This window comes from uncultured Acidaminococcus sp., assembly GCA_900538365.1.
Classification (GTDB): Bacteria; Bacillota; Negativicutes; order Acidaminococcales; family Acidaminococcaceae; genus Acidaminococcus.
Map to the genome: position 1 here is coordinate 1 of UPXT01000006.1, position 22203 is coordinate 22203.

The window sequence follows — 22203 nt, forward strand, 5'->3', positions numbered from 1 at the left end:
TTTGATATTCGTGTCGTCAACACTATCTTAACAATAGGGGTCTCCCCTTTATTTTACAAGGACTATTTTTCCCTACCGAGAAACATTTTACGCTTAGATAGGTCTTTATGAAGCGATACAGCCCTATCAATGCTTATATGCAGTCAAAATGATCCGGTCACTTTTCCTGATACAAGCATGAGCCCATTGCTTCAGGACCATCTTTCCTAAAGCAATGGGCTCATAATCGCGATCAAGGCTCTGCCATGATTGCGGGAACCATGTTACCGTTTTTTCACTTGCACCGTAATGGCCGTCTCCCCGCTGATGATGAAGTCCATAGTATATTTCTGCTTGTTTGGGCTTCCTTTGAGGAGGGTCGAAACGCCGGAAGCAAAGCTTTGGGCATCTCCATCCTTAGCTTCCACAGAATCAAGATTCTGGGCAAGGTCCACGACAATTTCATTATTGGCATCCATACTATTGAAATCGCTCAGGAAATCCTTGAATTCCCGCTGAGCGTTGGCCATGGAGCCAGCCATCTGCTCATCCCCCGCATTTTGCTGATTGCGGCGGCTCAAAGCGTTTTGCAGCCACTGGGTTGCATTGCCGCTGCGTACAATAAAATTCATCGGCCCCGGTTTTTGCTTGTCAGGGACCTTGAAGTGGATGGTCCGCGTAAATTCCTTGGCCCGATACGGCTTAAAGGTCAGCCGGATGGGCAGATTCCCGCCCTGTACCACGGGCTGGTTAGGGAAGGAGGCGCTGACCAGTTCCGCGACTTCACACTGGGCACTTGTTTCCACATCAACATTGACATCAAAGATTTTCACCGTGTCAAACCGATTGTTCATAAGCATATCAAGCGCAATATTGAGCTCAGAATTCGTAACTTTGCCGATGTCCTTGCTGCTGTAGAACATATTCTCCCGGCGCAGGCGGATGGGGCCTTCCTTCTCTCCCTGGGCAGTTACGGTAAAACGGATGCGGCTCGTTCCGCCGCCTTTGCGGTCCTTGGCAAGACTTACAGCGTTATAGGCAACACCATCCACGAGGGTCGGCACAAGGTCCTCATCAGTGACAAGCTGCACATTCGTTGATTGGTGAAGGCCGCGGTCCATATCAGTGACGGACACGTACATGGGGATGATTTTGGCATTTTCCCCCAATTTTCCTGCAACGCCGCTTAAACGGTCCTCTGTAATGCGGCCCAAGGTATCACCGAGAGAGCCCACTTTAAAGGCACTCTGAATATTGGGGACAGCTGCATAAATATAGGCATTGGTCATGAAATAGTCACTCTTACCGTGCTGCATAAAGGGATGTCCAAAGGCCAGGATATGACCATCGTCCCCTACCCAAGTGACGGTGCCAATGGCACCGATATTCATGTCGCCCCGGACCAGGGAAACGCCGACGGAGCTGCCCGGTTCGAGTCCCACACCGGAAAGGGCATCAGCCCCTGTCGGTACGGCATAACTTGTAAGGCCGAAGGGTTTCAGATTCTCATTGAGGTGCAAAAGCCCATCTTCCGTAAACCCACTGACCATAAGGGGTGTGTTTTTTGCTGTGAGACCCTCAAAGACGGACGGACGCGGATCAGGTTCCTGGAGCATATCAAGCATCTGGTTGATGGGGGTCAAAAAGCAGTAGTTAGGATCTGAAAAGGCCTGTCCATACGCCACGGCACCGGCAAGGCGTCCATCAATATAGACCGGACTGCCGCTCATACCTTGGGAGATGCCACCATTTTTCCTGAGGTTATCTCCAGAAGCACGGATAAGGATGCTGTAGCCCCCCGTTTCTGATCCGGTTACACCAAGGACCTCAACATCAAAGGTCTCGATCTTTGTGCCTTGGAAAACGGTCTTGCCGTAGCCCGTCATACCTGGGCGCAGCTCCTCTACCGCAATGGTGGGTACGTTGGCAGATGCCACCGAAATGAGCATCATCCAAACAAGGCTCACCATGAGCCCCATTCGTTTCAAAAAGCGTAGCATAGGTCCTCCCTACTTTTGTTCTAGATACGAAAAAGAAGCTGCAACCCTTCATGCGCTGCAGCTTTAAGACTTGTTATGGCTCTTCAATCTGGGCAACCACTTGGCCAGCCGAAACCGAACTTCCCGGTTTTGCCGATACGGAAACGACCTTGCCGCTGCAGTTGGCTCTTGCAGCCGGGGCCGAACCAGCAAGGGTCTTGACCGTTACCAGGACGCTGCCTTCCTGAACAGAAGCACCGACGGAAACAGCGGTCACTACCTGCCCGGAAAGACTGGCTGTCTGCGGTCTTGTTGTGGCTGCCTGGGCAATGCCAAGGGCGGCAATGACCAGAAGGATGGCAAGAGCCCATACATTTCTTTTATGGAGTAACTTTCTCATCATGATATCCACCTTCTTTATGACAACGACAAATTAGGTTTCGTTGTATCTATCATTATATATCGAAAGTATCTGTTCATGCAAGCCCCCCTTAGCGTGGGAAAAGGCCCAGTGCCACACGGACTGGCCGTTCAGCGCCATCGCTGGGACGGTTCTTCACGGCCCCATTCACCACCATTTCACTGGATCCTCCGCCATCAAAGTTCATGGCCCGGTCCGCGCCAAGCTGGATCAGGTAACGCGCCAATTCAGAAAGGGTCATCCCCGCACTGCGGCTGGACCGTCCGTCTGCCACCACAACAAGGATGGTCCCATCCTTCTTGATGCCAACCGCTGTTCGGGGTGCCCGTCCATCCGCGATATCAGATGGAATTTCTTCAAGACCTGCCGTCACATTCACAAGGCCGTCATAAACCAAAAGAGGCCCTGCCGTACCCACACTGGGCGCTTTATCGGCAAGGGGGCTGCCAAGGCTGGTCTTGATCTTGACCTTGTCCCCAACTGCAAGGGGCCGCAGGAAGTCCGCCGCCGTGCCGTGTCCGGAAAGAACGGTCATGTTCCAGCTCATAGGCATGCTGCCTGTTGTGCCGGTCTTTATGACGCGGCCGTTACGGACGGCTACTTCCACGCCTGCCGCGTTCGTATTTGTTGTATCATCATAGGCATTATTATAAAAAATCAGGTCATTTTCAAGGCGCATGCGGTTCAGGCCCGTAATCTTCATTTCAGTTCCGTCGGGTCGGGTCACGGTGCCCGTGAAGGAAAGCCGCGGCAGGATGGCCGCCTTACCCTTTCCTTCAAGGACGAGGCCTGTGCGGGGCGTTTCTTCCATGCCAAGCCACTTGCCACGGATCTTAAGGTTTCCCACAACCCAGATATCGGAGTCAAAATAGGAAGCATTGACAAGGGCCTTGGCCCCAGAACGGCGGGAAATCATGGAAAGGGTTCCCTTTTGGATGGTGTGCCCATACCCTGGCACAAATTGGAGTTCATAAGCACTGTCAGGCGCAATCGTGAGAACGTAGGTGTCAACATTGCCCGCTCCCATGTCGACACGGCTTTTTCGGTAGGTCACCCCTTTGCCGAGGTGCTCTCCCGTTTTTTTGCGGGATCCCGAACTGCTGCTTTTGCTCTCTGTCGGAAAATCAATGACCAACCGGCCTGGCTTCTTAAGGAAAAAGACCTTATAGTTTGGCACACTTTCCCGGAAGGTAACGACAAGACGGCTCTTTTTCCCCAAAGGCGACAGGACCGCATTTTTGACGCGCCGGTCCCGCACCTTTACGGACCGCGTCCGGTCCGTCTTGGCATCAAAGGTCAGGGTGAGTGTCCGGCCTTGGGCCCGTTCCTCATAGTGCATGGTTTCATCAATATCCATGACAAGCCGCGCCCGCGTATCCTTGACACCGCCCCGAAGGTCACTGATGGTTGCCGCCGCGGCCGAACCTGCTATCAGACTTGCCAGAAGCGCAATGGACAGGGTCCGCCCAATTTGTTTCATGTTCATGGTTCTTTTATTTCCTCTCATACAGATGAAAACGGGGCGCCGCACAGCAGCACCCCGTTTATGATGTTGTTGCTATTCCTGATGAAGCAGTCCGTCCATGATGACCGGATGGGAAAAGGCCTTGCCGGCTCCAATGGCCACACAGTCCAAAGGATCTTTGGCGACCTTTGTCCGAATGTGTGTATCAGATTGGATAACATCGGCCAGTCCCTCCAAAAGAGCGCCTCCACCAGTCAGGACAATGCCTTCACTGAGAATATCCGCCGCAAGCTCCGGCGGTGTTTTTTCGAAAACGGACCGGATACATGACAGGATCTGGGATACTGGTTCTCCCATGGCCCGCATTGTATCGCGGCTCGTCATGCGCAGTGCTGTCGGCAGGCCCGTAATCTGGTCACGGCCGCGGACGAGCATATCACCATGCATTCCCAGACGGCTCACACTGCCAATCTGGAGCTTGATTTCTTCGGCCACGTTGTCCGCGACCTGGATATTCAGATCCTTTTTGAGGTAGCGTACAATGGCCTCGTCAAATTTGCTGCCGCCGATGCGCAGCGCCTTGCTGGCAACAATACCGCCAAGGCTGATGACAGCCACATCCGTTGTTCCGCCGCCAATATCAACGACCATGCGTCCTTTGGCTTCCCGCACGTTGATACCGGCCCCAATAGCTGCTGCCAAGGGTTCCTCAATGAGAAAAGTCCTTGCCGCGCCGGCCTGGGCACAGGCCTCGATAACAGCCCGCTTTTCAACACTTGTCACACCCGTTGGAATGCAGACCATGAGACGGGGCTTAAAAAAGATGTTGCGTCCCACGACTCGTTCGAGGACAGTACCAAGCATACCGGCAGTCGCTTCATAATCGGCGACAACACCGCCCGCAAGAGGTTGGACCACGTCGATGCGGTCAGGCGTCTTCCCCATCATTTCCTTTGCCCGCCGACCGACAGCGACGACTTTTCCGTTTGTTTTATCGATAGCTACCATGGATGGCTCACGGTAAACAATGCCCCGTCCTGGCAGAAAAACAAGCAGGTTGCTTGTTCCCAGGTCCACGCCGACGTCGACATTGGTAAAGAGCCTTGACAGGAAGCCTTCTTCCAGCCGCTTCATATGCGCCTCAGCCTACGCGCTGGATGTCGGCCCCAAGGGCCATCATCTTCGTTACCAGATTCTCGTAGCCGCGGTCAATATGGTAGATATCGGTGATTTCCGTTGTGCCATCGGCCACAAGTCCCGCAAGGACCATGGCTGCCCCGGCCCGCAGGTCCGTCGCCCGGACCTGACAGCCATACAGCTTATCCACGCCTTCAATGAGAGCCGCTCTGCCGCCGCTCGTCTTGATATTTGCCCCCATGCGCAGAAGCTCATCCACATGCATGAAACGGTTTTCAAAGACCGTTTCAAGAACCGAACTCTGCCCATCGGCAATGCACATCATGGCCATGACCTGGGCCTGCATATCAGTCGGGAACCCTGGATAAGGCAAGGTCTTGATCGTAATCGGCTTGAGTCTTCTCGGCCCCACGACGCGCACGTCATTGATGCCTTCTTCGACGGTACAGCCTGCCTCACGGAGTTTAGCAATGAGCGGTTTCATATGTTCGCACAGGACATTTTCCACTTTGATGTCCCCTTGGGTCATCGCACTGGCCACCATATAGGTTCCAGCTTCGATGCGGTCAGGGATGACAATATGCTCGCCGCCCTTCATGCTTTCCACGCCGTCGATATGGATGGCCGTCGTGCCTGCGCCGCGGACCTTTCCTCCCATCACATTGATGTAGTTGGCAAGATCAACGATTTCCGGTTCCTGGGCCGCATTTTCAATGATTGTCGTGCCTTTGGCCATGGAAGCCGCCATCATGAGGTTTTCCGTTCCCCCAACACTGGGAAAATCAAGGTAGATGGTCGTGCCCACAAGCCCGTTCGGGGCAGAAGCCTCAATACTGCCATGCCCCTGCTCAATCCGTGCTCCCAGCGCTTCAAAGCCCTTCAGATGGATATCAATGGGACGCGTCCCGATGGCGCAGCCTCCGGGCAGGGAAATCTTGGCTTTTCCTACACGGGCAAGCAGTGATCCCATGACAAGGAACGAAGCCCGCATGGTGCTCACAAGCTCGTAGGGAGCTTCATACCCCGTAACGACACGGCTGTCGATTTTCAGTGTATGCGGTTTGGATGCATCGACTTTAAGCCCCAGGCATTCCAGGACCTTGCAGATGGTCGATACATCTTCCAGTTCAGGCACTTCTGAAATGACGCTGCCTTCCGTCCCCAAGACAGAGGCGGCAATAATGGGCAGGACCGCATTCTTGGCCCCGCTCACGTGAACCGTTCCCGAAAGGCGGTGTCCGCCTTTGACTACCAATTTTTCCACTCTGATTCCCTCACTTCTTTGACTGGGGCCTTGACCCAGTACAAGGCTAAACTTCAATCAAAAACCACAGGCTCCTAATTGCGGACGCCCATGCGGTGCTTTCGTAATTTTTCCTGCGTGGCAAGCTCGTCTTCAAACTGCTCGCGCAGGGCTTCTTTCTCCTCTTCTACGCGTTCCTTGGTTTCCTTGAATCCATCGGGATCCCTTTTCTTGTAACTTTTTTCGGCCTTTGACCACGCCTTGCGGTCAGCATCGGCTTTTTTCATCCGCGCCCGGCTCTTGCGGCGTTTGATGAGCTCCCGAACCTGACGTTTGGAGAGTTTGGTCTGTGACAGGTACTGATAGCGGCGGATGAGATACAGGACAAGTATGGGTGGGAAAAGGGACACCGCAACAATCCAGAAATTTGGATGGTGCATTCTTGTCCTTTTCGCATCCCAATGGACAAACGCAGCAGAAACAATGAGGAACACGACTCCCAGAATGTGTCTCACGCCCAATGGCACCCCCTCAAATGACCATGGGTCTTGTTACGTCATCATGCGACGATTGATTTTCTCACTAATTTTAAATTATACCATACTATACGTCGCTTGCCTACTGTATGGCCCAAAGAAATAAGGCTCTTGGCACATAAAACGGGAACCAGGACCATGGCCCCAGTTCCCGCTGGAATCAAAATATGGAATGCATACGGATACGATCGGCTAGAATATTATAGTACGTTTCTTTTTCTCGGATGGTCTTTTTAAGGCGCGCCCGCTGCTCATCTGTATGGGTCTCCTCAAGACGTTCCTTCAGCTCGGCAATCTCGGCCTTTAGTTGACCCATCTTGCTTGCAGCCATCTTGCTGATAAAATCCATCGTGGCTGTCCCCCTCTCGCAAAACATGCTGCAGACAGTTGATTTTCATTAGGCTTCCCATTCATAGGGTGCGACATGCCCCATGAGGTTTGCCGTCTTGAGCCGTGCCTCGGCTCGGCGCAGCGTCTTTTCCGTGTGTTCAATATCGGTAAGGACGCCGGGACGGGATAGGCGCGCCGCGGCTTCATCACGGACAGCCTCCCATTTTTTCACATCAATGTGTTCTGCAAGTTCTGCCTTGGGCGTGAGGATGATGACCTTGTTATCCTTGACTTCGGCGAACCCGCCTTCGACATATAATAGAATAACATGGTTGTTTCCATCCTGCAACTTAAGGGTTCCCTCACCGAGAACGGCAATGAGGGGTCCATGGTTTGCGAGAATCCCAATGCCGCCTGTGACCGTGTTAAGGAGCACATAGGCAATATCCTTTCGCTTCATGAGATACTGATCGGGCGTTAGGACCTCAAGGGTCATTAAACTTGCCATATCACTCGCCTCTCATCTTCCGGCCCTTTTCCATTGCCTCATCAATGGTTCCCACCATATAGAAAGCCGATTCGGGCAAGTCGTCATGCTTGCCTTCAAGGATTTCCTTAAAGCCCCGGATGGTTTCCTTAAGCGGTACATAACAGCCCGGCTGGCCTGTGAACTGTTCAGCGACATGGAAAGGCTGGCTCAGGAAGCGCTGAACCTTGCGGGCCCGGGAAACGATGATCTTATCGGCTTCGCCCAGTTCTTCCATGCCGAGAATGGCGATGATGTCCTGGAGCTCCTTATAACGCTGGAGGATTTCTTGGACGCCGCGGGCCACTTTATAGTGCTCCTCGCCGATAATGAGCGGGTCAAGGATCCGGCTTGTCGAGGCCAAGGGGTCTACGGCAGGATAAATGCCCAGTTCCACGATCTCACGCGAAAGGACGGTCGTCGCGTCAAGGTGGGAGAAGGTAGCTGCCGGTGCCGGGTCGGTGAGGTCATCGGCTGGGACATAAACAGCCTGAACAGAGGTGATGGAGCCATTTTTCGTCGATGTGATACGCTCTTCCAGAGCCCCCAATTCATTGGCAAGGGTCGGCTGATAACCAACAGCACTTGGCATGCGCCCCAAAAGGGCGGAAACTTCAGAACCGGCCTGGATGAAACGGAAGATATTATCAATGAAAAGCAGGACGTCCTGACTCATGGCGTCACGGAAGTATTCTGCCATGGTCAGTCCCGTCAGGCCAACGCGCATTCTGGCTCCTGGCGGTTCATTCATCTGACCGTAGACAAGGGCCGTCTTGTCGATGACGCCGGATTCCTTCATTTCACCCCACAGGTCATTGCCCTCGCGGGTCCGCTCCCCAACGCCGGAAAATACGGAATAGCCGCCATGGTTGGTGGCCACGTTATGGATCAGTTCCATGATTAGGACGGTCTTGCCGACACCAGCTCCGCCAAAAAGACCAATCTTTCCGCCCAAAGCATACGGTGCAATAAGGTCTACAACCTTGATGCCTGTTTCCATGATCTTCGTTTCCGTCGACTGTTCACTAAGGGCCGGTGCGGGCCGATGGATAGGCCAATATTCACTGGCGTCCACTGGAGTCGGGTCATCATCAACGGCCTCTCCCAGGACGTTGAAGACACGGCCCAAGCATCCTTTGCCGACAGGAACGGTGATGGGATGCCCCGTATCGAAGGCTTCCATCCCCCGCACAAGCCCGTCGGTAGAGCTCATGGCGACGCTGCGCACCGTATCGCTGCCGATATGCTGCACGACTTCCGTCGTCAGATGGATATGGATATCCTTGGTCGGATTCCCGTCAATTTCAATGGCATTGTAAATTGCTGGCAGGGATCCTTCGGGAAATTGAATGTCGACAACAGGTCCCATGACCTGCACAATCTTGCCGACATGACCTTCTTTTTTAGCAGTTAGCCGGGCAACGGCCTGGTCAACACGATTTGTTAACTTGATATCTGACACAGATGGGACCTCCTCTTATTTCAAGGCTTCCGCCCCGCCCACAATTTCATTGATTTCCGTCGTAATGGACGACTGCCGGACCTTCTGGTAATGCAGGCGCAGTTTTCCTAGAAGGGTATTGGCATTGTCCGTGGCGGTCGTCATGGCTGTCATACGAGCGGCGAGCTCGCTGGCCGAACTTTGGATGAGGGCCGTAAAGATCTGGCTCTTAATATAATAAGATGCCAGATAGGGAAGCATTTCTCCTGCTTCCGGTTCGTAGACAAGCGTCGAAAAATCCGTTGGGTCATCTTTTTCCCACACTTCCTGGGCTTGCCACTGCTCATCATCTTCAAAGTTCGTCTTCAGGGGCAGGATGGCGTCAGTGCGAGGAATCTGGACCATAGGGGACTTGAAGTAGGTAAAGATGAGGTCCACTTCGTCCACTTCGCGGTGCGTAAACATGCTGGCCGCATAATCGGCAATCTCCTCGGCGGCTTCATAGGTTGGCTTCTCGCTGAATCCTTCCCATTCCCGCACAACATTATAGCCGTGGTGCAGCAGTCCCAGACGGGCCTGCTTTCCCACAGCAATGAGAGGGGACTCTTCCTTTCCCCGAAGCTCAATGGCCGTATGCTTGACAATGTTGCTGTTATAGGAACCAGCAAGCCCCTTGTCGGAACCGATCACGATATAGGCCGTCCGGTACAGGGGCCGCCGTTCAAGGAGCGGGTTCTTTACGGGATCCAAATGGGCGAGAACGGATGGGTCACTGATGGCTTCCTGAAGGAGGCGCTGGAGCTTCCTTGCAAAGGGCAGGCTCGCCGTGGCCCGCTGCTGGGCCTGATGCATACGGGCCGACGCGACCATCTGCATGGCACCGGTAATTTTCCCAATGCTGCTGACGCTCTTCATGTGGGCCCTGATTCCACTGGTATTGGCCATGATCATTCACTCCCTATGGGGGCATCTTCCGGCGTGGGGATAAAGACCTTGTTATGGTCCGTAAGCGCATCATTCAAGGTTTCCTTGACCTCATCCGTCAGTTTCCCTGTACTCGAGATCTGTGCGAGGATGCCTTCGTAATGGGCCTTGATGTAGGTCAGCATCTCATGTTCATAACGAATGACATCGGTCACGGGGATATGGTCCATATAACCCTGTGTCACGGCATACAGTCCAACGACTTCTTCTGCCATGGTCAGAGGATGATACTGGGCTTGCTTCAGCATTTCTGTTACGCGGGCCCCGCGTTCAAGCTGCATCTTGGTTGCTTTATCAAGATCGGAACCAAACTGGGCAAAAGCGGCTAGTTCCCGGTACTGGGCCAGCGTAAGCCGCAGTGTTCCCGCAACGGACTTCATGGCCTTTGTCTGGGCCGCCCCACCGACACGAGAAACGGAAAGACCCGCGTTGATGGCCGGCCGCACACCGGAATTGAACAGATCCGTTTCCAAATAAATCTGTCCGTCTGTAATGGAAATGACGTTCGTCGGGATATAGCCGCTCACATCACCGGCTTGGGTTTCGATGATAGGAAGTGCCGTCATGCTCCCACCGCCATGGGCTTTGTTGCGGCGGCAAGCACGTTCGAGCAGTCTGGAATGGAGATAGAACACATCGCCCGGGTAAGCTTCCCGTCCAGGCGGACGGCGCAGGAGCAAGCTCATGGCGCGGTAAGCCACCGCGTGCTTGCTTAGGTCATCATAAACAATCAGGACATCTTTGCCCTGATCCATGAAGTACTCCCCTACAGCCGCTCCGGCATAAGGCGCCAGATACTGCAGCGGGGCCGTATCGGCAGCTGTCGCGGCAACAATGAGGGTATAGCTGGAAGCCCCATATTTTTCAAAAGCCGCCGACAAACGGGCCACACTGGAAGCTTTCTGCCCAATGGCCACATAAATGCAGATGACATCCTTACCCTTTTGATTGAGAATGGTATCAATGGCAATGGCCGTCTTTCCCGTTCCGCGGTCACCGATAATGAGTTCGCGCTGACCGCGGCCAATCGGAACAAGGGCATCCACTGCCTTAAGGCCCGTTTCCAGAGGCACATCAACGGGCTGTCGGGCTGCAATGCCCGGAGCCGGTGACTCGATGGGACGGTAAGCAGTGGCTTTGATGCTGCCCCGGCCGTCCAGGGGCAGGCCCAGGGGGCTGATGATCCGGCCCAGCATTTCCTCGCTTACGGGGATACTCATGATTTTCCCTGTGCGGCGTACCGTGTCCCCTTCCTTGACCTGACTGGCGCCGCCTAAAAGAACAATGCCCACCTCTTGTGGCCAAAGGTTCTGGACCATGCCGTAAATACCGTCATGGAGAGCAACTAGCTCACCGCTCATAGCACCGCCAAGACCCGTCGCTGTACAGATTCCATCGCCGACGGTCTTGACAATTCCGATTTCCTCAAGACCAACTTCATTATCAAAATGTTCAACGCCGGCTTTAAGCGCGTCTGTCAGATGGTCCGTACCGGAAAGGCCCTCTCCCCTCAGGTGGATGGTCTTCATGAGTTCATCCATCTTTTCGAGCTGGCGCTTAATCGTAGCATCGAAGATATGGTCTTCATAGCGAACGGCAATGCCGCCTACGACAGAAGGATCCACCGTGCGGGACGCGATTTCAACAGTTTTTCCGAACTTTTCACTTAAAAGCTTGGTTACAAGGGCTTCTTCGTCCCCGACGAGCGGTTTTGCCGTCGTCACTTCAAGGGGAAGAACGGAGCCGGCAGGGAAAAGGGCCCTGTCATCGTCCGTTACATGGAGCCGCATGAAGACCTGCTTCCAAAAGCTTTCCTTATTTTGACTATCCATACGTTCTATTATCCTCCCAAAACGGCTGACTGCGGCAGCCGTGGAATCTCACATGCATCACTGAGGCCAATGGCACAAAAAAAGGCCATTATGACGACGAAAAGAAGCCCGCCACAATGGGGAGCTTCCTTTTTTTCAGCGGCTTTGGAGAGCCTCATCCGTCTTACGGGCCACAAGCGCCTGGTCTTCCTCACTGGTAAGTTTTGCCTGCAGGACGCGGCTGGCAATTTCCGTACTGAGGGCAATAACCTGTTCACGCACATCAAGAAGGGCCTTTTTCTTTTCAGCTTCCACCCGTTCGCGGCCGCTTTCAAGCAGGGCATCCCGTTCCTTTTGTGCCTGGGCCAAGGCTTCGTCATGAAGCTTCTGGGCATCGGCGTTGGCCTTAGCGATGATATCGCTGGCTTCCTTGCGGGCCGTCTTCAGCTGATTGGCATACTCAAGCTTTAGGGCTTCCACTTCCTTACGGGCGTGTTCGGCCGAATCAAGGTCCTTGACAATGCGGTTGCGGCGATCATCCATGGCCTTTAACAGCGGCTTGTAAGCGAATTTTGCCAAGATCCAGAGCAGGATGATGAAGTTTACGATCTGGGCAATTATCGTGTAGTTCACACTGACCATTCAAAGCACATCCTTTCTCGGAAACTGAGGCCTCATTTCGTTACAAAGGGATTGGCAAAGATGAGGACAATGGCGATAACGGAGGCAATGATAGGAATGGATTCGACAAGACCGATGCCAATCAGCATATTGGTCTGGAAGCTGCCGGCCTGTTCAGGCTGGCGGGCCATGCATTCGAGGGCCTTCGTGGCGACACTGGAGTCTCCGCGAGTGGCGGCAAAGGAAGCACCGACACCAATGAGGGCAGCCCCTAAAATGGAAGCGACAATGATAATGGTATTCGAATCAAGCATTTTAATCGTCCTTTCGTTTCTTGAAGAAATTTACTCGTGGGCCTGTTTGAAAATAGGCGCCAAGGCAATGATGGTCAGCATGGTAAAGATGAAGGCCTGCAAGAAGCCGATGATCAAGCTGAAGCCGATCCACAGATTCGGGATGATAAACGGAACCAGCTGATACAAAACGGCAAGCAAGATTTCACCGGCAAGGATATTGCCAAAAAGACGCAGGGCCATGGTCAGTGGCTTTGCGAGCTCTTCCAACAGATTGAGCGGCAGCATAAGAGCAAAAGGAGAAATGAGGTGCTTGAAGTATTTCGGTCCCTGCTTGATGCAGCCAAAGATATAGGTTGCCACAGCAACCATGATGGATAGACCCAGCGCTACGTTGATATCATTCGTAGGTGACGAAAAATGGAAGGCTATGGAAGGCATCAGTCCAATTTCGTTAGCCACAAAGATAAACAGGAACAGGGTAATGACAAAGGGAGTCGCCATCCGGCGTCCTTCAATGCCAAGGTTAGCGTCCATGAGTTTATCGAGCCACTCAATGAACATTTCAACGAGGTTCTGGATTCCGTGGGGAATCCGCTCCACGTGGCGGGTAGCCGCAAAGACAATCGCTGCCACAATCAGCATGGTGAGCCATGACATGTACATGGTCTGCATGTTGATGACAACACCGGGCAGGATTTCGGTTGGTCCGTAATGGATGATTTCCGTACCCGCAGCTTCTGCTACGCCCATGTTATCACTTCCTTAATCAGTATGGGATTTCCCGATGCCCTTTCGGGCCATCTGGATGAGAAGAAGTCCATAAAAAAGCACATAGGAAAAAAGCACCCTGTGCCCGCCCCAATTCAGCTTGAGGCCAATCAGGACAAAGACCAGGACAGCACCAAGCCGCACAAACATCATACGGTGCATGGAAATCGCTGCCTGCTGGGGAGCTTTTTTCATGCCGCTGTAAAGGCCATAAAGGAACAAGGCCGAATCACACCAGCCAGCCAGGCATCCCAAAAGCCAGCCGCCAGGCTGGGGTGAAAACATGAAGGCAAGGCCGCCTACCAAAGGAATCGCCAAGGCCTGAAGGGCAGCAAGGCGAAGAATATCACGCCGAAGTGAGGGCGGCAAGGGATGTGGCATGGTCTTTTTCCTTATTTTTCACTTTCAAATTCGCTCATACGCCCTGTTTGATAACCGTAGGCTTCCAGGAGATAGCTTACAATGCGTTCCGAAGCTTTGCCATCCCCATAGGGATTGACGGCTTCAGCCATACTGCGATAATAGGCTTCATCGCTCAAAAGACGCATGGTCGCAGCGTATACATCTTCCTTACCCGTCCCGATGAGTTTCACCGTCCCTGCCGTAACCGCTTCAGGACGCTCCGTCGTATTGCGCAGGACGAGGACCGGTTTGCCAAGAGCCGGAGCTTCTTCCTGGATTCCGCCCGAATCCGTGAGAACGATATCAACGCGGGCCATGAGGTTGGCAAACGGTTCATAATCCATGGGTTCAATGAGGTGGACGCGGTCCATCTTACCAAGGACCTGTTCCGCCACTTCCCGAACCTTGGGGTTCTTGTGCATGGGGAAAATGGCTTCCGCTTCCGGATAGTCACGGAGGACTTCCTTCAGGGCCTGATAGACGTGCCGCATCGGCGCTCCTAAGTTTTCCCGGCGATGAGTCGTCATGAGAATCAGTTTATGATTGCTCCGGATGGCCGCTTCCAGCTTCTGGTTGTGGAAATCAAAGGCATTCTTTACGGTTTTTTTAAGGGCATCAATGACCGTGTTTCCCGTTACATAAATGGACTCTTCGGCGACATTTTCCTTCAGCAGGTTCCGCTTGGCGTTGCCCGTCGGTGCAAAATGAAAGTCAGCAAGGGCACCGGTAAGCTTGCGGTTCATTTCTTCCGGATAGGGAGAATACTTGTTTCCCGTACGAAGGCCGGCTTCCACGTGCCCAACACGGATCTGACGATAAAAAGCAGCCAAAGCGCCCACAAAAGTGGTCGTCGTATCGCCATGGACAAGGACAAGGTCGGGCTGGGCCTTTTCAAGAACATCCCTGAGGCCCATGAGGGCACGGGTCGTGACGTCATAAAGGGTCTGTCCAGCTGTCATGATGTTAAGGTCATAATCCGGCTTGATGTCAAAAAGGGTCATGACCTGGTCCAGCATTTCCCTGTGCTGGGCCGTCACAGCGACAATCGGTTCGATGGTGTCCGGATGCTTCCTCATTTCGAGAATAAGCGGGCACATCTTGATGGCCTCCGGCCTCGTTCCAAAGATTGTCATGACTTTAAGTTTTTCCATAGTTACGCCCCTATTCTAGCGATCCTTCAGGATGCCAATTTTCTTGGCACCAATGAAGATGATCGTAATGAGTACGCCCAGAAGGACCAGGGCATAAACCCCATCCACTTCTGTAAGCAGTACGGCGGCAAGGCAGAGCCCTGCACTGATGAGATACATGAAAATAACAGCCTGACGCTGACTAAAGCCCATAGCAAGGAGCCGATGGTGGATATGACCCTTGTCAGGCTGAAAAATCGGCCGGCCATTTTTATAGCGACGCAAAATGGCAAAGGCCGTATCCATAATGGGAAGCCCTAAGGCAATGGCGGGAACCAAAAGAGCAATGGTCGCTGCACTCTTGACAGCGCCAAAGATCGAGATGGCCGCCAACATGTAGCCCAAGAACAAGCTACCCGTATCTCCCATGAATATGGTAGCAGGATTGAAATTGTAACGGATGAACCCAATAATGGCACCAGCAAGGGAAGCCGTCATGGTGGCGACAGGATACATGCCCTGCTGGAGCGCAACCATGATGACCGTCACGGAGGCAATGGCCGAAACACCAGCTGCAAGGCCGTCAAGGCCATCAATGAGATTCACGACATTGGTCAAGCTGACAATCCAAAAAACCGTAAAGGGAACGGAAAGATAATCCAGATAAAAATAACCGCCCCAAGGGTTATTGAGCCACTCGATGCGGACGCCAAAAATGACGGGAATCAAAGCCGCTGCAATCTGTCCCATGAGTTTGACCTTGGCCGACAGCTGGATCATATCGTCGACCATGCCCACGGCTGCAATTGTGGCACCGCCCAAGAGGATCCCGATGACATCCGTTGTCAGTTCGAGTGTTGTAAGGGCCGCCGTCATAAAGCCAATAAAAATGGCAAGACCGCCCATGCGCGGCATGATGCGGTGATGAACCTTTCTGGCATTCGGCCGATCCACAGCACCGAGATGAAATGCCAGTTTTTTGACAGCCGGTGTCAAAATCCAGCTGATAACAAGAGAGAGGCCCAACGCCACAAGATATGGTTTCACAAAAATCCCCTTCTGCGGAAGCTTCCGCCTTTGAGTCTATGTATTGCTGAAAAATGGGAAGCATCACTTCTTCCCGTTGGTACATACAAGGTATATTATAGTACATCGCCAGAAAATCTACAATGATTCTTACAGTCCTTCCAACGATTTGCCCCTTCCTTTCTGTTCTGTTTCCGGACGGGAAAAGAGGATAAGTCCCCCTTTTTGTTGATAGCCCGTATCCCACAGTTCCTTAAGGGAGAGCCAGCGCCATGAGCCATAGGTCGTAACTTTCACCATGACCTCATCTAGGAAAGTCTCGTAGCCCGTAAGCAGGAACCAGTGCCAAACAAGATCACGAAAACTGGGTACGCGATGCTTGAGGTTAAGGTACGGCAGGGGCCAGCCGGCATCAATCTGGCGTTTTACAAGGTCGGCCGCAGATTCATAGGAATGATTCCCTGACCACCCCGTTAGTACAAGATCATTGACGCCGCGGTCACGCAGGTAGTTCGTAAAGCCCTCCGTATAGATGGAAAGCTTATCGATGCCCGTAATGCGGGGCTTTAGGTAGGGTTTCATGGTCATGCCCAATTCCAGGTAGGCCGCTTTGCTCATTTTTTTCTGGGCCTGGGGCGCTGCATCAGGAAGATCTTTATAAAGGGAAAAATAAAGACTGCAGTCCGTGGCTGTAACGGCGGCACAGCCGCCTTTTTTCATCCACCAGTCATGGGTAAACCATTCCTGGCTGCCTCCAAAAGCACCTTCTATGGAAAAATATGGAAGTTCACATTTCATGGGTCCACCTTCTCACAAAAAGTTAGGTATAGATAATCTCTAGTGTGTCCCTAGTGTATCACATTTTGGTAGGAGAAGAAATATGGAATGGATAAACCAAAAGCAGGACGCCTGCACCAGCTGGGAAAAGGACGAAACAAGTCAGTCCGGACCGAAGGCACAGGGCAGCGTTCCAAAAGATGGCTTGGAACCAGGGGTTCCCCTCTTTTTCTTTCCATGATCCCATCTTGGCTGCAAGATGGCCTTAGCCTGGAAACGCCATCACAAGATGGGATGTAATCTTTGTATCAGGTGATCCTCGTTTTCCATAAGGCACAGCGTGACAGCAAAACGGAGCAGGTTTTTCCCTCATTGAAAAGCAAGAGAAGACCGCAGGCGCCGTCTTCCCATCAGCTTCACAAAAGAAAATCAGCTCCCCTGCCCTAACCTTTCGGTGGAAACAGGAGAGCTTTTTTATCTTTCTACCTTCCGAAATGAAATACGACGCCAACCACGGCGGCTGCAGCAAGCCAGGCTACAGGATGAACCTTCTTGAACTTTGTCGTAAGGATGAGCAGTATGGCTGCCAATAAGAGACGGTTCCCAATGAGAGACGAAAAGAAGTTTCCCGTTTCTTTCCAGGCAGCGGCGTCAATCAGGGTTACTTTTGCTACAAGCAGTCCTGCTGCCGCAATCAGGCCGCAGGAAGCAGCCCTGAGACCGTACATACCGGACTTGACATAATGGTTCTGGCCAAATTTTTTGAGCACGCTATAAACCGCAATCACAACGATGACAGACGGTGTCACAAGTCCAATGGTTGCAGCCAGCATTCCCGTCAGCCCATCGATATGAAATCCCACATAGGTGGCTGTATTGACGCCAATGGGTCCTGGCGTCGATTCTGAAACGGCTATCATGTTGAGCAGATCCATCTGCGTAAACCAGTGGGTCTTATCAGCCAATTTCGTCAGAAAAGGGATGGTCGCCATACCGCCGCCTATCGCGAAAAGACCAATCTTGAAATACTCTATGAACAGGGCTAAGAGAAGCATCATGCGTCGCCATCCTTTCTTTTTGCCGCAATTCCGACAAGGCCGGCGGCCACGACAAGATAGGCGGGGGAAATATCCGTGATCACGTTAATGACAAGGACGAGAAGAAAAAGGGCCGCAGTCAGTTTGTCCACGACAGCCTTTGCAAAAAGTTTCCTTACGGCCTGAAAAATCAGGATACACACGCCGACGCGAATTCCCGCAAAGGCATCGGCCACAGCAGGGATGTGTGCAAAATTTGACAAAAAGGCCGCTATGGTCGTAATGATGACCATGGACGGGAAAATAACACCAAGCGTGGCCGCCAGTGCACCGGCAACGCCTCGCAGCTTCATGCCAATAAAGGTTGCCGTATTGACAGCAATGACACCAGGCGTGCACTGTCCAACGGCATAATAGTCGGCCAGTTCTTCATCCGTTGCCCAGTGATATCTGTTCACAACTTCTGCCTGCAGGATGGGCAGCATTGCGTAGCCACCGCCAAAAGTTACCGCACCCATGCGGGCAAATACGCTGAATAATTGCCAAAGTGAGGCCATAGGATCAACTCCTTTCATATTTCACAAGTGTAGCACATCGCCATCTTAAATGCTACTTGCCAGCAAAGATGATAAGAGCGTAATTGGGGAAAACCAGAGTGACAGGAAAAGCAGGAAAAGGGCACGGCCCCTTTTCCTGCTTTTCCACTTCTCATAGACGCCTCACCGCTTTTTATTGCTGCCCTTTTATCCACCAACGAGCGAAGCAGGCTGCAAGTCTCCTTGTTCATGATTCCAGACGCCCTTTACGCATGATACTTTCTTTCAATATAGCGCAGACGGAGCGTCAAAAAAAGGGCCGAAAAGAAGATTCCTGAAATCAAGCCCATCCAGTAGCCATCAGCTTCTTTATGAAAGCCATAGTCCATCACAAGCCCAATGGGAAGAGCAAGGACCCAGTAAGCGGCAAGGGACGAATAGAAGGTTGCCTTGACATCTTTATAACCGCGTAAAATGCCTTGGATAGGCGCCGCCGTGCTGTCACAGAGCTGAAAAGCAATGGCAAAGCCAAGAAAATGCTCAATCGGCGCCACAAGGCTCGGATCCTGGGTATAGAGCCGAGCAATGAGTGTCCGTCCGACAAGCAGGAAAACAGCAAAGGAAAGCCCGACCATGACATTGCCGACACGTCCTGTCCTGCCATACAGCCGCGCCGCGGCATAATCCTTGGCTCCGACAAAAGCTCCTATGATAATGGTTAGAGAGAGGGAAAAACTAAGGGGCACCATGTAGAGCAGGTTTGTAAAGCTCATGGCGGCTTGGTTTGCCGCAACGGTCACCGTACCAAATCTTGATACGAAAAGACATTCCACGCCAAAGATGCTCGTTTCAAGGAAGATTGCGACACCCATGGGAATCCCTACACGCAGGTGCTCCCGCAGGTGACTGGAGGAAAAGCCCGTGCGGTCAAAGACGTGGAAGTCACGGAAGACACCCAAATGGGTAACCAAATAAGCAAAGGACAGAAAGAGCAGCCAGCAGGTAATAGCGGTTCCCACGCCTGCTCCAGCGCCGCCCATACGGGGCAATCCCAGCTTTCCGAAGATAAAAAGATAGTTCATAAAGCAATTGACCGGCATGGTGAGAAGAAAAAGCCGCATTGTCAGCTGCGTATACCCCATGGTATCAACAAAAGAACGCAGGATACTGGCTCCAAATAAAGGAACAATGCCCATAGCCACGTAGCTTAGGTAGTTATGGCTTACAATCTCGACCGTGCTTTCAAGTTCCATCAAGGACAGGACCTTGTCAAGCTGCAGGATACCCACGCTGATGATGCTCACGCTGAGGATCATGGCAAGCATCAGCCCGCTGAAGACCGCACCGGAAATCTTTTCGTAGGCTTTTGCGCCGCGGTAGTTGGCGACAATTGGGGTCAAGGCCTGAAGGATGCCATTGAGTCCTGTGAAAATGGGCATCCAGATATTGGCTCCGATGGCAACTCCGGCAAGTTCAACAGTGCCCGCGTGACCGCTCATGATTGTATCGGCGAGGTTCATTCCCGTGATGGCAAGCTGAGTAATCAGAATTGGCACCATCACTTCCAGGATTTTTTTCATCCGTCTTCCAAAGGACGGGGTCACGTTTTCTTGCATCAACATACACTCCTTACAAATAAGCCAAGGGAGGAACCGGCGGCGGGTGGTCCCGCCACTTGGCTCCTCCCAATTGATAACAGACTGCGGAAGAAAAGGCCTTAAAGGGAAGGCATATACTTAAGATGCCGCTCCGCATAGTTGTACATTACGTAATTTGCCAGGGCGTCCTTTTCCTCCCGATCCGGTGTTGGTTCGTCCAACGTGGAAACAAAGGACAAGTCGGCGGAATAGTAATAGGCTTTGCCGCTAAAATAGCCCAAGGCATAGGGATGTTCCGTAGGCTGCAGGAGATTTCTCCCCATAAATTCTTCCGGTACGGGGACGCCCATGAGCGCAAGGAGCGTCGGAGCCAGGTCTTCCTGGCTGCCATAATCCGTACTTTCAAGATTTTTCAACGGTTCCAGATTCTTACTTACAAAGATAAGTGGAATCGGCGCCACGCTCTCCTTATCCTGCGGCTTTTGGACAAGGGTTTTGTATTCCCCACCCGAATGGGGATTATGGTCGCTTGTAATCACAAAGAGGGTCCGATCATCCATGAGGCCTTCCTTTTCCGCTTCCTCAAAGAAATGCTTCACTGTCTGGTCCACCCAATACATACCGCACACAGTTACCGTTCCCTGGGTTCGCACGGACTCAGGCATGTTTTCGTAGGTAATCCCGTAATACGGATACGGTTGGTGCATATCAAGGGTCTTTGTGACAACAAGGAATGACTGGCTGCGGCCTTTCTTTAAAAAGCGCAGCAGGTTGTCATACATGACATCGTTATGGAACCCCCAGCCACTGGCCCCAGAGTAGCCTTCTTTGGCAATGTCTTCCTTGGCAAAATAGTGTGCCATGCCGAACTGTTCCGGATACTCGCGGTACTCATTGTTGTAGTAGCGGCTTGACGCGCTGAAGAATGTTCCCGGAATCCCTGCTTTTTCAAGGGAACGGAACAGTGACGGCTGAAGGGTCCCCGGCAGGTCACCATCATAGATGAGCTGGCTGCGGAAGGTCGCATTAAGGCCCTGTGTCGTCGGAACAGCCGATGAGTAGTAGTGGTCAAGATGCGGGTACGTTTCGACGAGCGAGTCTAGGTAAGGCGTCGTTTCCTTGGGAATCGAGGGATTATAGTAATGGAGATAATCCCGATGGACGGACTCAAAGATGATCATGATGATTCGGTCATAAGCAGGTTTATCACGAACAACGACTGGCTTTTTGGGCAGGATGCCCAGCCGTTTCAAGATGGCCTTGTCCTTATCGGTCAGTTCCCGTTTCTTATATTCACCGGGGTCATGAACAACTTTATCGGTCTTAAAAAGGGCTTTTTGGAAAAAGTTTACGTTCACGGGGTATGCCACGGCATCCCGTGTCGTTTTACGGTTCTTTTCCAAATCCACTTCAAGGTCAAGGCCCGGCACAAGATCAAGTCCATGATAGACGCCTTCACGGCACAAAAGATAGGTCAGGTTAAGGCCCAAGGCAAAGACAGCAACACACAGGAGCGACCAAGGCAGGTTGGGTTTGCGCCGCTTTTGGCGATCGACTCGGAAAAGAGCAGCAAGCATGATAAGAAGCAAGGCGCCAAGGGCCAGCTTCCAAGGAGCCGTGGTTGACAGGATGCCCATGGCCGCATAATAATTGAGGTTCTCAAAAAGAACACTCTCTATATGCATGCTTGTATTCCAGAAGTAGACGGCATCACCCAACATGATAAAGACCGTCACAAAATAAATAAGGAAATAAAACGCCTTCATTCCCCGATTGGGGTAATGGTGATAGATCATGGCCGTTACCAAAAGGACAACGATATTGTTAAAAAGACCGGCAAGGATTGAAAGAACTGTCATAAATCCCCAGTCAAGCTCGACATAGGTCACCATGAAGAAGGCGTCCAAAAGATACAGCACGCCGATGACCACGACGGGGAAATAGCGCCGGACACGGTCCTTGATCCGGTGTTTCTTGAGATAAAGGAGCGCTCCCGTCCCAAGAAGCAGCAGATCCCGCAGGAAGTGATTCAAGGTGCGGTACCAGCATTCAGCCAAAGGAAAAGGCGAAATGGCTTTCAGATCATTCCAGCATAAAAAGTACTCCAGGCCCAAGATAAGAAGAGCCGAAAGAATGAGCGCAAGCTTCTTTTTCACAATG

Annotated in this window: 23 protein-coding genes; 1 reads left to right on the plus strand and 22 read right to left on the minus strand. The window is 52.4% G+C overall.

Going from position 1 to position 22203, the window contains the following annotated elements:
- Positions 1 to 263 precede the first annotated feature (263 nt).
- The 18 genes from QZQ08_RS02130 to QZQ08_RS02215 form a co-directional block, all read right to left on the minus strand.
- Positions 264 to 1979, minus strand: coding sequence for a SpoIVB peptidase S55 domain-containing protein (locus QZQ08_RS02130; protein WP_296327144.1), 1716 nt, complete (start codon positions 1977 to 1979; stop codon positions 264 to 266).
- A gap of 73 nt (positions 1980 to 2052) precedes the next feature.
- The gene (locus tag QZQ08_RS02135; RefSeq protein WP_296327146.1) at positions 2053 to 2361 is read right to left on the minus strand and encodes a hypothetical protein; all 309 of its coding nucleotides are present in this window, start codon (positions 2359 to 2361) and stop codon (positions 2053 to 2055) included.
- Positions 2362 to 2449: 88 nt separating this feature from the next.
- Positions 2450 to 3865, minus strand: coding sequence for a phosphodiester glycosidase family protein (locus QZQ08_RS02140; RefSeq protein ID WP_296327149.1), 1416 nt, complete (start codon positions 3863 to 3865; stop codon positions 2450 to 2452).
- 72 nt (positions 3866 to 3937) lie between these two features.
- Positions 3938 to 4978 (minus strand): rod shape-determining protein, encoded by a 1041-nt coding sequence (locus QZQ08_RS02145; protein WP_296327150.1) that lies wholly within the window; start codon positions 4976 to 4978, stop codon positions 3938 to 3940.
- Positions 4979 to 4985: 7 nt separating this feature from the next.
- Entirely contained in the window at positions 4986 to 6245 is a 1260-nt protein-coding gene (gene murA, locus QZQ08_RS02150; RefSeq protein ID WP_296327152.1) for a UDP-N-acetylglucosamine 1-carboxyvinyltransferase, read from the minus strand.
- Between the two features lie 74 nt (positions 6246 to 6319).
- A complete protein-coding gene (locus tag QZQ08_RS02155) occupies positions 6320 to 6739 on the minus strand; it encodes a hypothetical protein (protein ID WP_296327154.1) in 420 nt (139 codons plus the stop codon).
- 181 nt (positions 6740 to 6920) lie between these two features.
- Positions 6921 to 7109 carry a hypothetical protein gene (locus tag QZQ08_RS02160; RefSeq protein ID WP_014128814.1) on the minus strand — a complete coding sequence of 63 codons (189 nt, stop codon included), beginning with the start codon at positions 7107 to 7109 and terminating at the stop codon, positions 6921 to 6923.
- Between the two features lie 48 nt (positions 7110 to 7157).
- Entirely contained in the window at positions 7158 to 7598 is a 441-nt protein-coding gene (gene atpC / locus QZQ08_RS02165; RefSeq protein WP_296327159.1) for an ATP synthase F1 subunit epsilon, read from the minus strand.
- A 1-nt stretch (position 7599) separates the two neighbouring features.
- Positions 7600 to 9069 carry a F0F1 ATP synthase subunit beta gene (gene atpD, locus QZQ08_RS02170; RefSeq protein ID WP_366140909.1) on the minus strand — a complete coding sequence of 490 codons (1470 nt, stop codon included), beginning with the start codon at positions 9067 to 9069 and terminating at the stop codon, positions 7600 to 7602.
- Positions 9070 to 9093: 24 nt separating this feature from the next.
- Complete coding sequence (gene atpG / locus QZQ08_RS02175) at positions 9094 to 10002, minus strand: ATP synthase F1 subunit gamma (protein ID WP_296327162.1); 909 nt, start codon at positions 10000 to 10002, stop codon at positions 9094 to 9096.
- Between the two features lie 2 nt (positions 10003 to 10004).
- Complete coding sequence (gene atpA / locus QZQ08_RS02180) at positions 10005 to 11873, minus strand: F0F1 ATP synthase subunit alpha (protein WP_296327164.1); 1869 nt, start codon at positions 11871 to 11873, stop codon at positions 10005 to 10007.
- A gap of 135 nt (positions 11874 to 12008) precedes the next feature.
- On the minus strand, positions 12009 to 12494 hold the full coding sequence (atpF, locus tag QZQ08_RS02185; protein ID WP_296327167.1) for a F0F1 ATP synthase subunit B: 486 nt from the start codon (positions 12492 to 12494) through the stop codon (positions 12009 to 12011).
- A 32-nt stretch (positions 12495 to 12526) separates the two neighbouring features.
- Positions 12527 to 12787 carry an ATP synthase F0 subunit C gene (atpE, locus tag QZQ08_RS02190; protein ID WP_009015842.1) on the minus strand — a complete coding sequence of 87 codons (261 nt, stop codon included), beginning with the start codon at positions 12785 to 12787 and terminating at the stop codon, positions 12527 to 12529.
- A 30-nt stretch (positions 12788 to 12817) separates the two neighbouring features.
- Positions 12818 to 13519 (minus strand): F0F1 ATP synthase subunit A, encoded by a 702-nt coding sequence (gene atpB / locus QZQ08_RS02195; protein ID WP_009015843.1) that lies wholly within the window; start codon positions 13517 to 13519, stop codon positions 12818 to 12820.
- A 12-nt stretch (positions 13520 to 13531) separates the two neighbouring features.
- The gene (locus QZQ08_RS02200; protein ID WP_296327172.1) at positions 13532 to 13918 is read right to left on the minus strand and encodes a hypothetical protein; all 387 of its coding nucleotides are present in this window, start codon (positions 13916 to 13918) and stop codon (positions 13532 to 13534) included.
- Between the two features lie 11 nt (positions 13919 to 13929).
- Positions 13930 to 15090 carry a non-hydrolyzing UDP-N-acetylglucosamine 2-epimerase gene (wecB, locus tag QZQ08_RS02205; RefSeq protein ID WP_296327174.1) on the minus strand — a complete coding sequence of 387 codons (1161 nt, stop codon included), beginning with the start codon at positions 15088 to 15090 and terminating at the stop codon, positions 13930 to 13932.
- A 15-nt stretch (positions 15091 to 15105) separates the two neighbouring features.
- Positions 15106 to 16116 carry a glycosyltransferase family 4 protein gene (locus QZQ08_RS02210; protein WP_296327176.1) on the minus strand — a complete coding sequence of 337 codons (1011 nt, stop codon included), beginning with the start codon at positions 16114 to 16116 and terminating at the stop codon, positions 15106 to 15108.
- A gap of 129 nt (positions 16117 to 16245) precedes the next feature.
- The gene (locus QZQ08_RS02215) at positions 16246 to 16893 is read right to left on the minus strand and encodes a hypothetical protein (RefSeq protein ID WP_296327178.1); all 648 of its coding nucleotides are present in this window, start codon (positions 16891 to 16893) and stop codon (positions 16246 to 16248) included.
- Positions 16894 to 16975: 82 nt separating this feature from the next.
- Here QZQ08_RS02215 and QZQ08_RS02220 point away from each other — a divergent pair, with 82 nt between their 5' ends.
- The gene (locus tag QZQ08_RS02220) at positions 16976 to 17113 is read left to right on the plus strand and encodes a hypothetical protein (protein WP_296327180.1); all 138 of its coding nucleotides are present in this window, start codon (positions 16976 to 16978) and stop codon (positions 17111 to 17113) included.
- A gap of 241 nt (positions 17114 to 17354) precedes the next feature.
- Here the strand turns inward: QZQ08_RS02220 and QZQ08_RS02225 are convergent, their stop codons facing one another.
- The 4 genes from QZQ08_RS02225 to QZQ08_RS02240 all read right to left on the minus strand — a co-directional run bounded on the left by QZQ08_RS02225 (position 17355) and on the right by QZQ08_RS02240 (position 22199).
- Entirely contained in the window at positions 17355 to 17930 is a 576-nt protein-coding gene (locus tag QZQ08_RS02225; RefSeq protein WP_296327182.1) for a chromate transporter, read from the minus strand.
- The gene (locus QZQ08_RS02230; RefSeq protein ID WP_296327184.1) at positions 17927 to 18466 is read right to left on the minus strand and encodes a chromate transporter; all 540 of its coding nucleotides are present in this window, start codon (positions 18464 to 18466) and stop codon (positions 17927 to 17929) included. Before QZQ08_RS02230 ends, QZQ08_RS02225 begins: the two co-directional genes overlap by 4 nt.
- A 245-nt stretch (positions 18467 to 18711) precedes the next feature.
- Positions 18712 to 20061: an MATE family efflux transporter gene (locus tag QZQ08_RS02235; protein WP_296327186.1), complete on the minus strand. Its 1350-nt coding sequence runs from the start codon at positions 20059 to 20061 to the stop codon at positions 18712 to 18714.
- Between the two features lie 101 nt (positions 20062 to 20162).
- Complete coding sequence (locus tag QZQ08_RS02240; RefSeq protein ID WP_296327188.1) at positions 20163 to 22199, minus strand: LTA synthase family protein; 2037 nt, start codon at positions 22197 to 22199, stop codon at positions 20163 to 20165.
- Positions 22200 to 22203 lie beyond the last annotated feature (4 nt).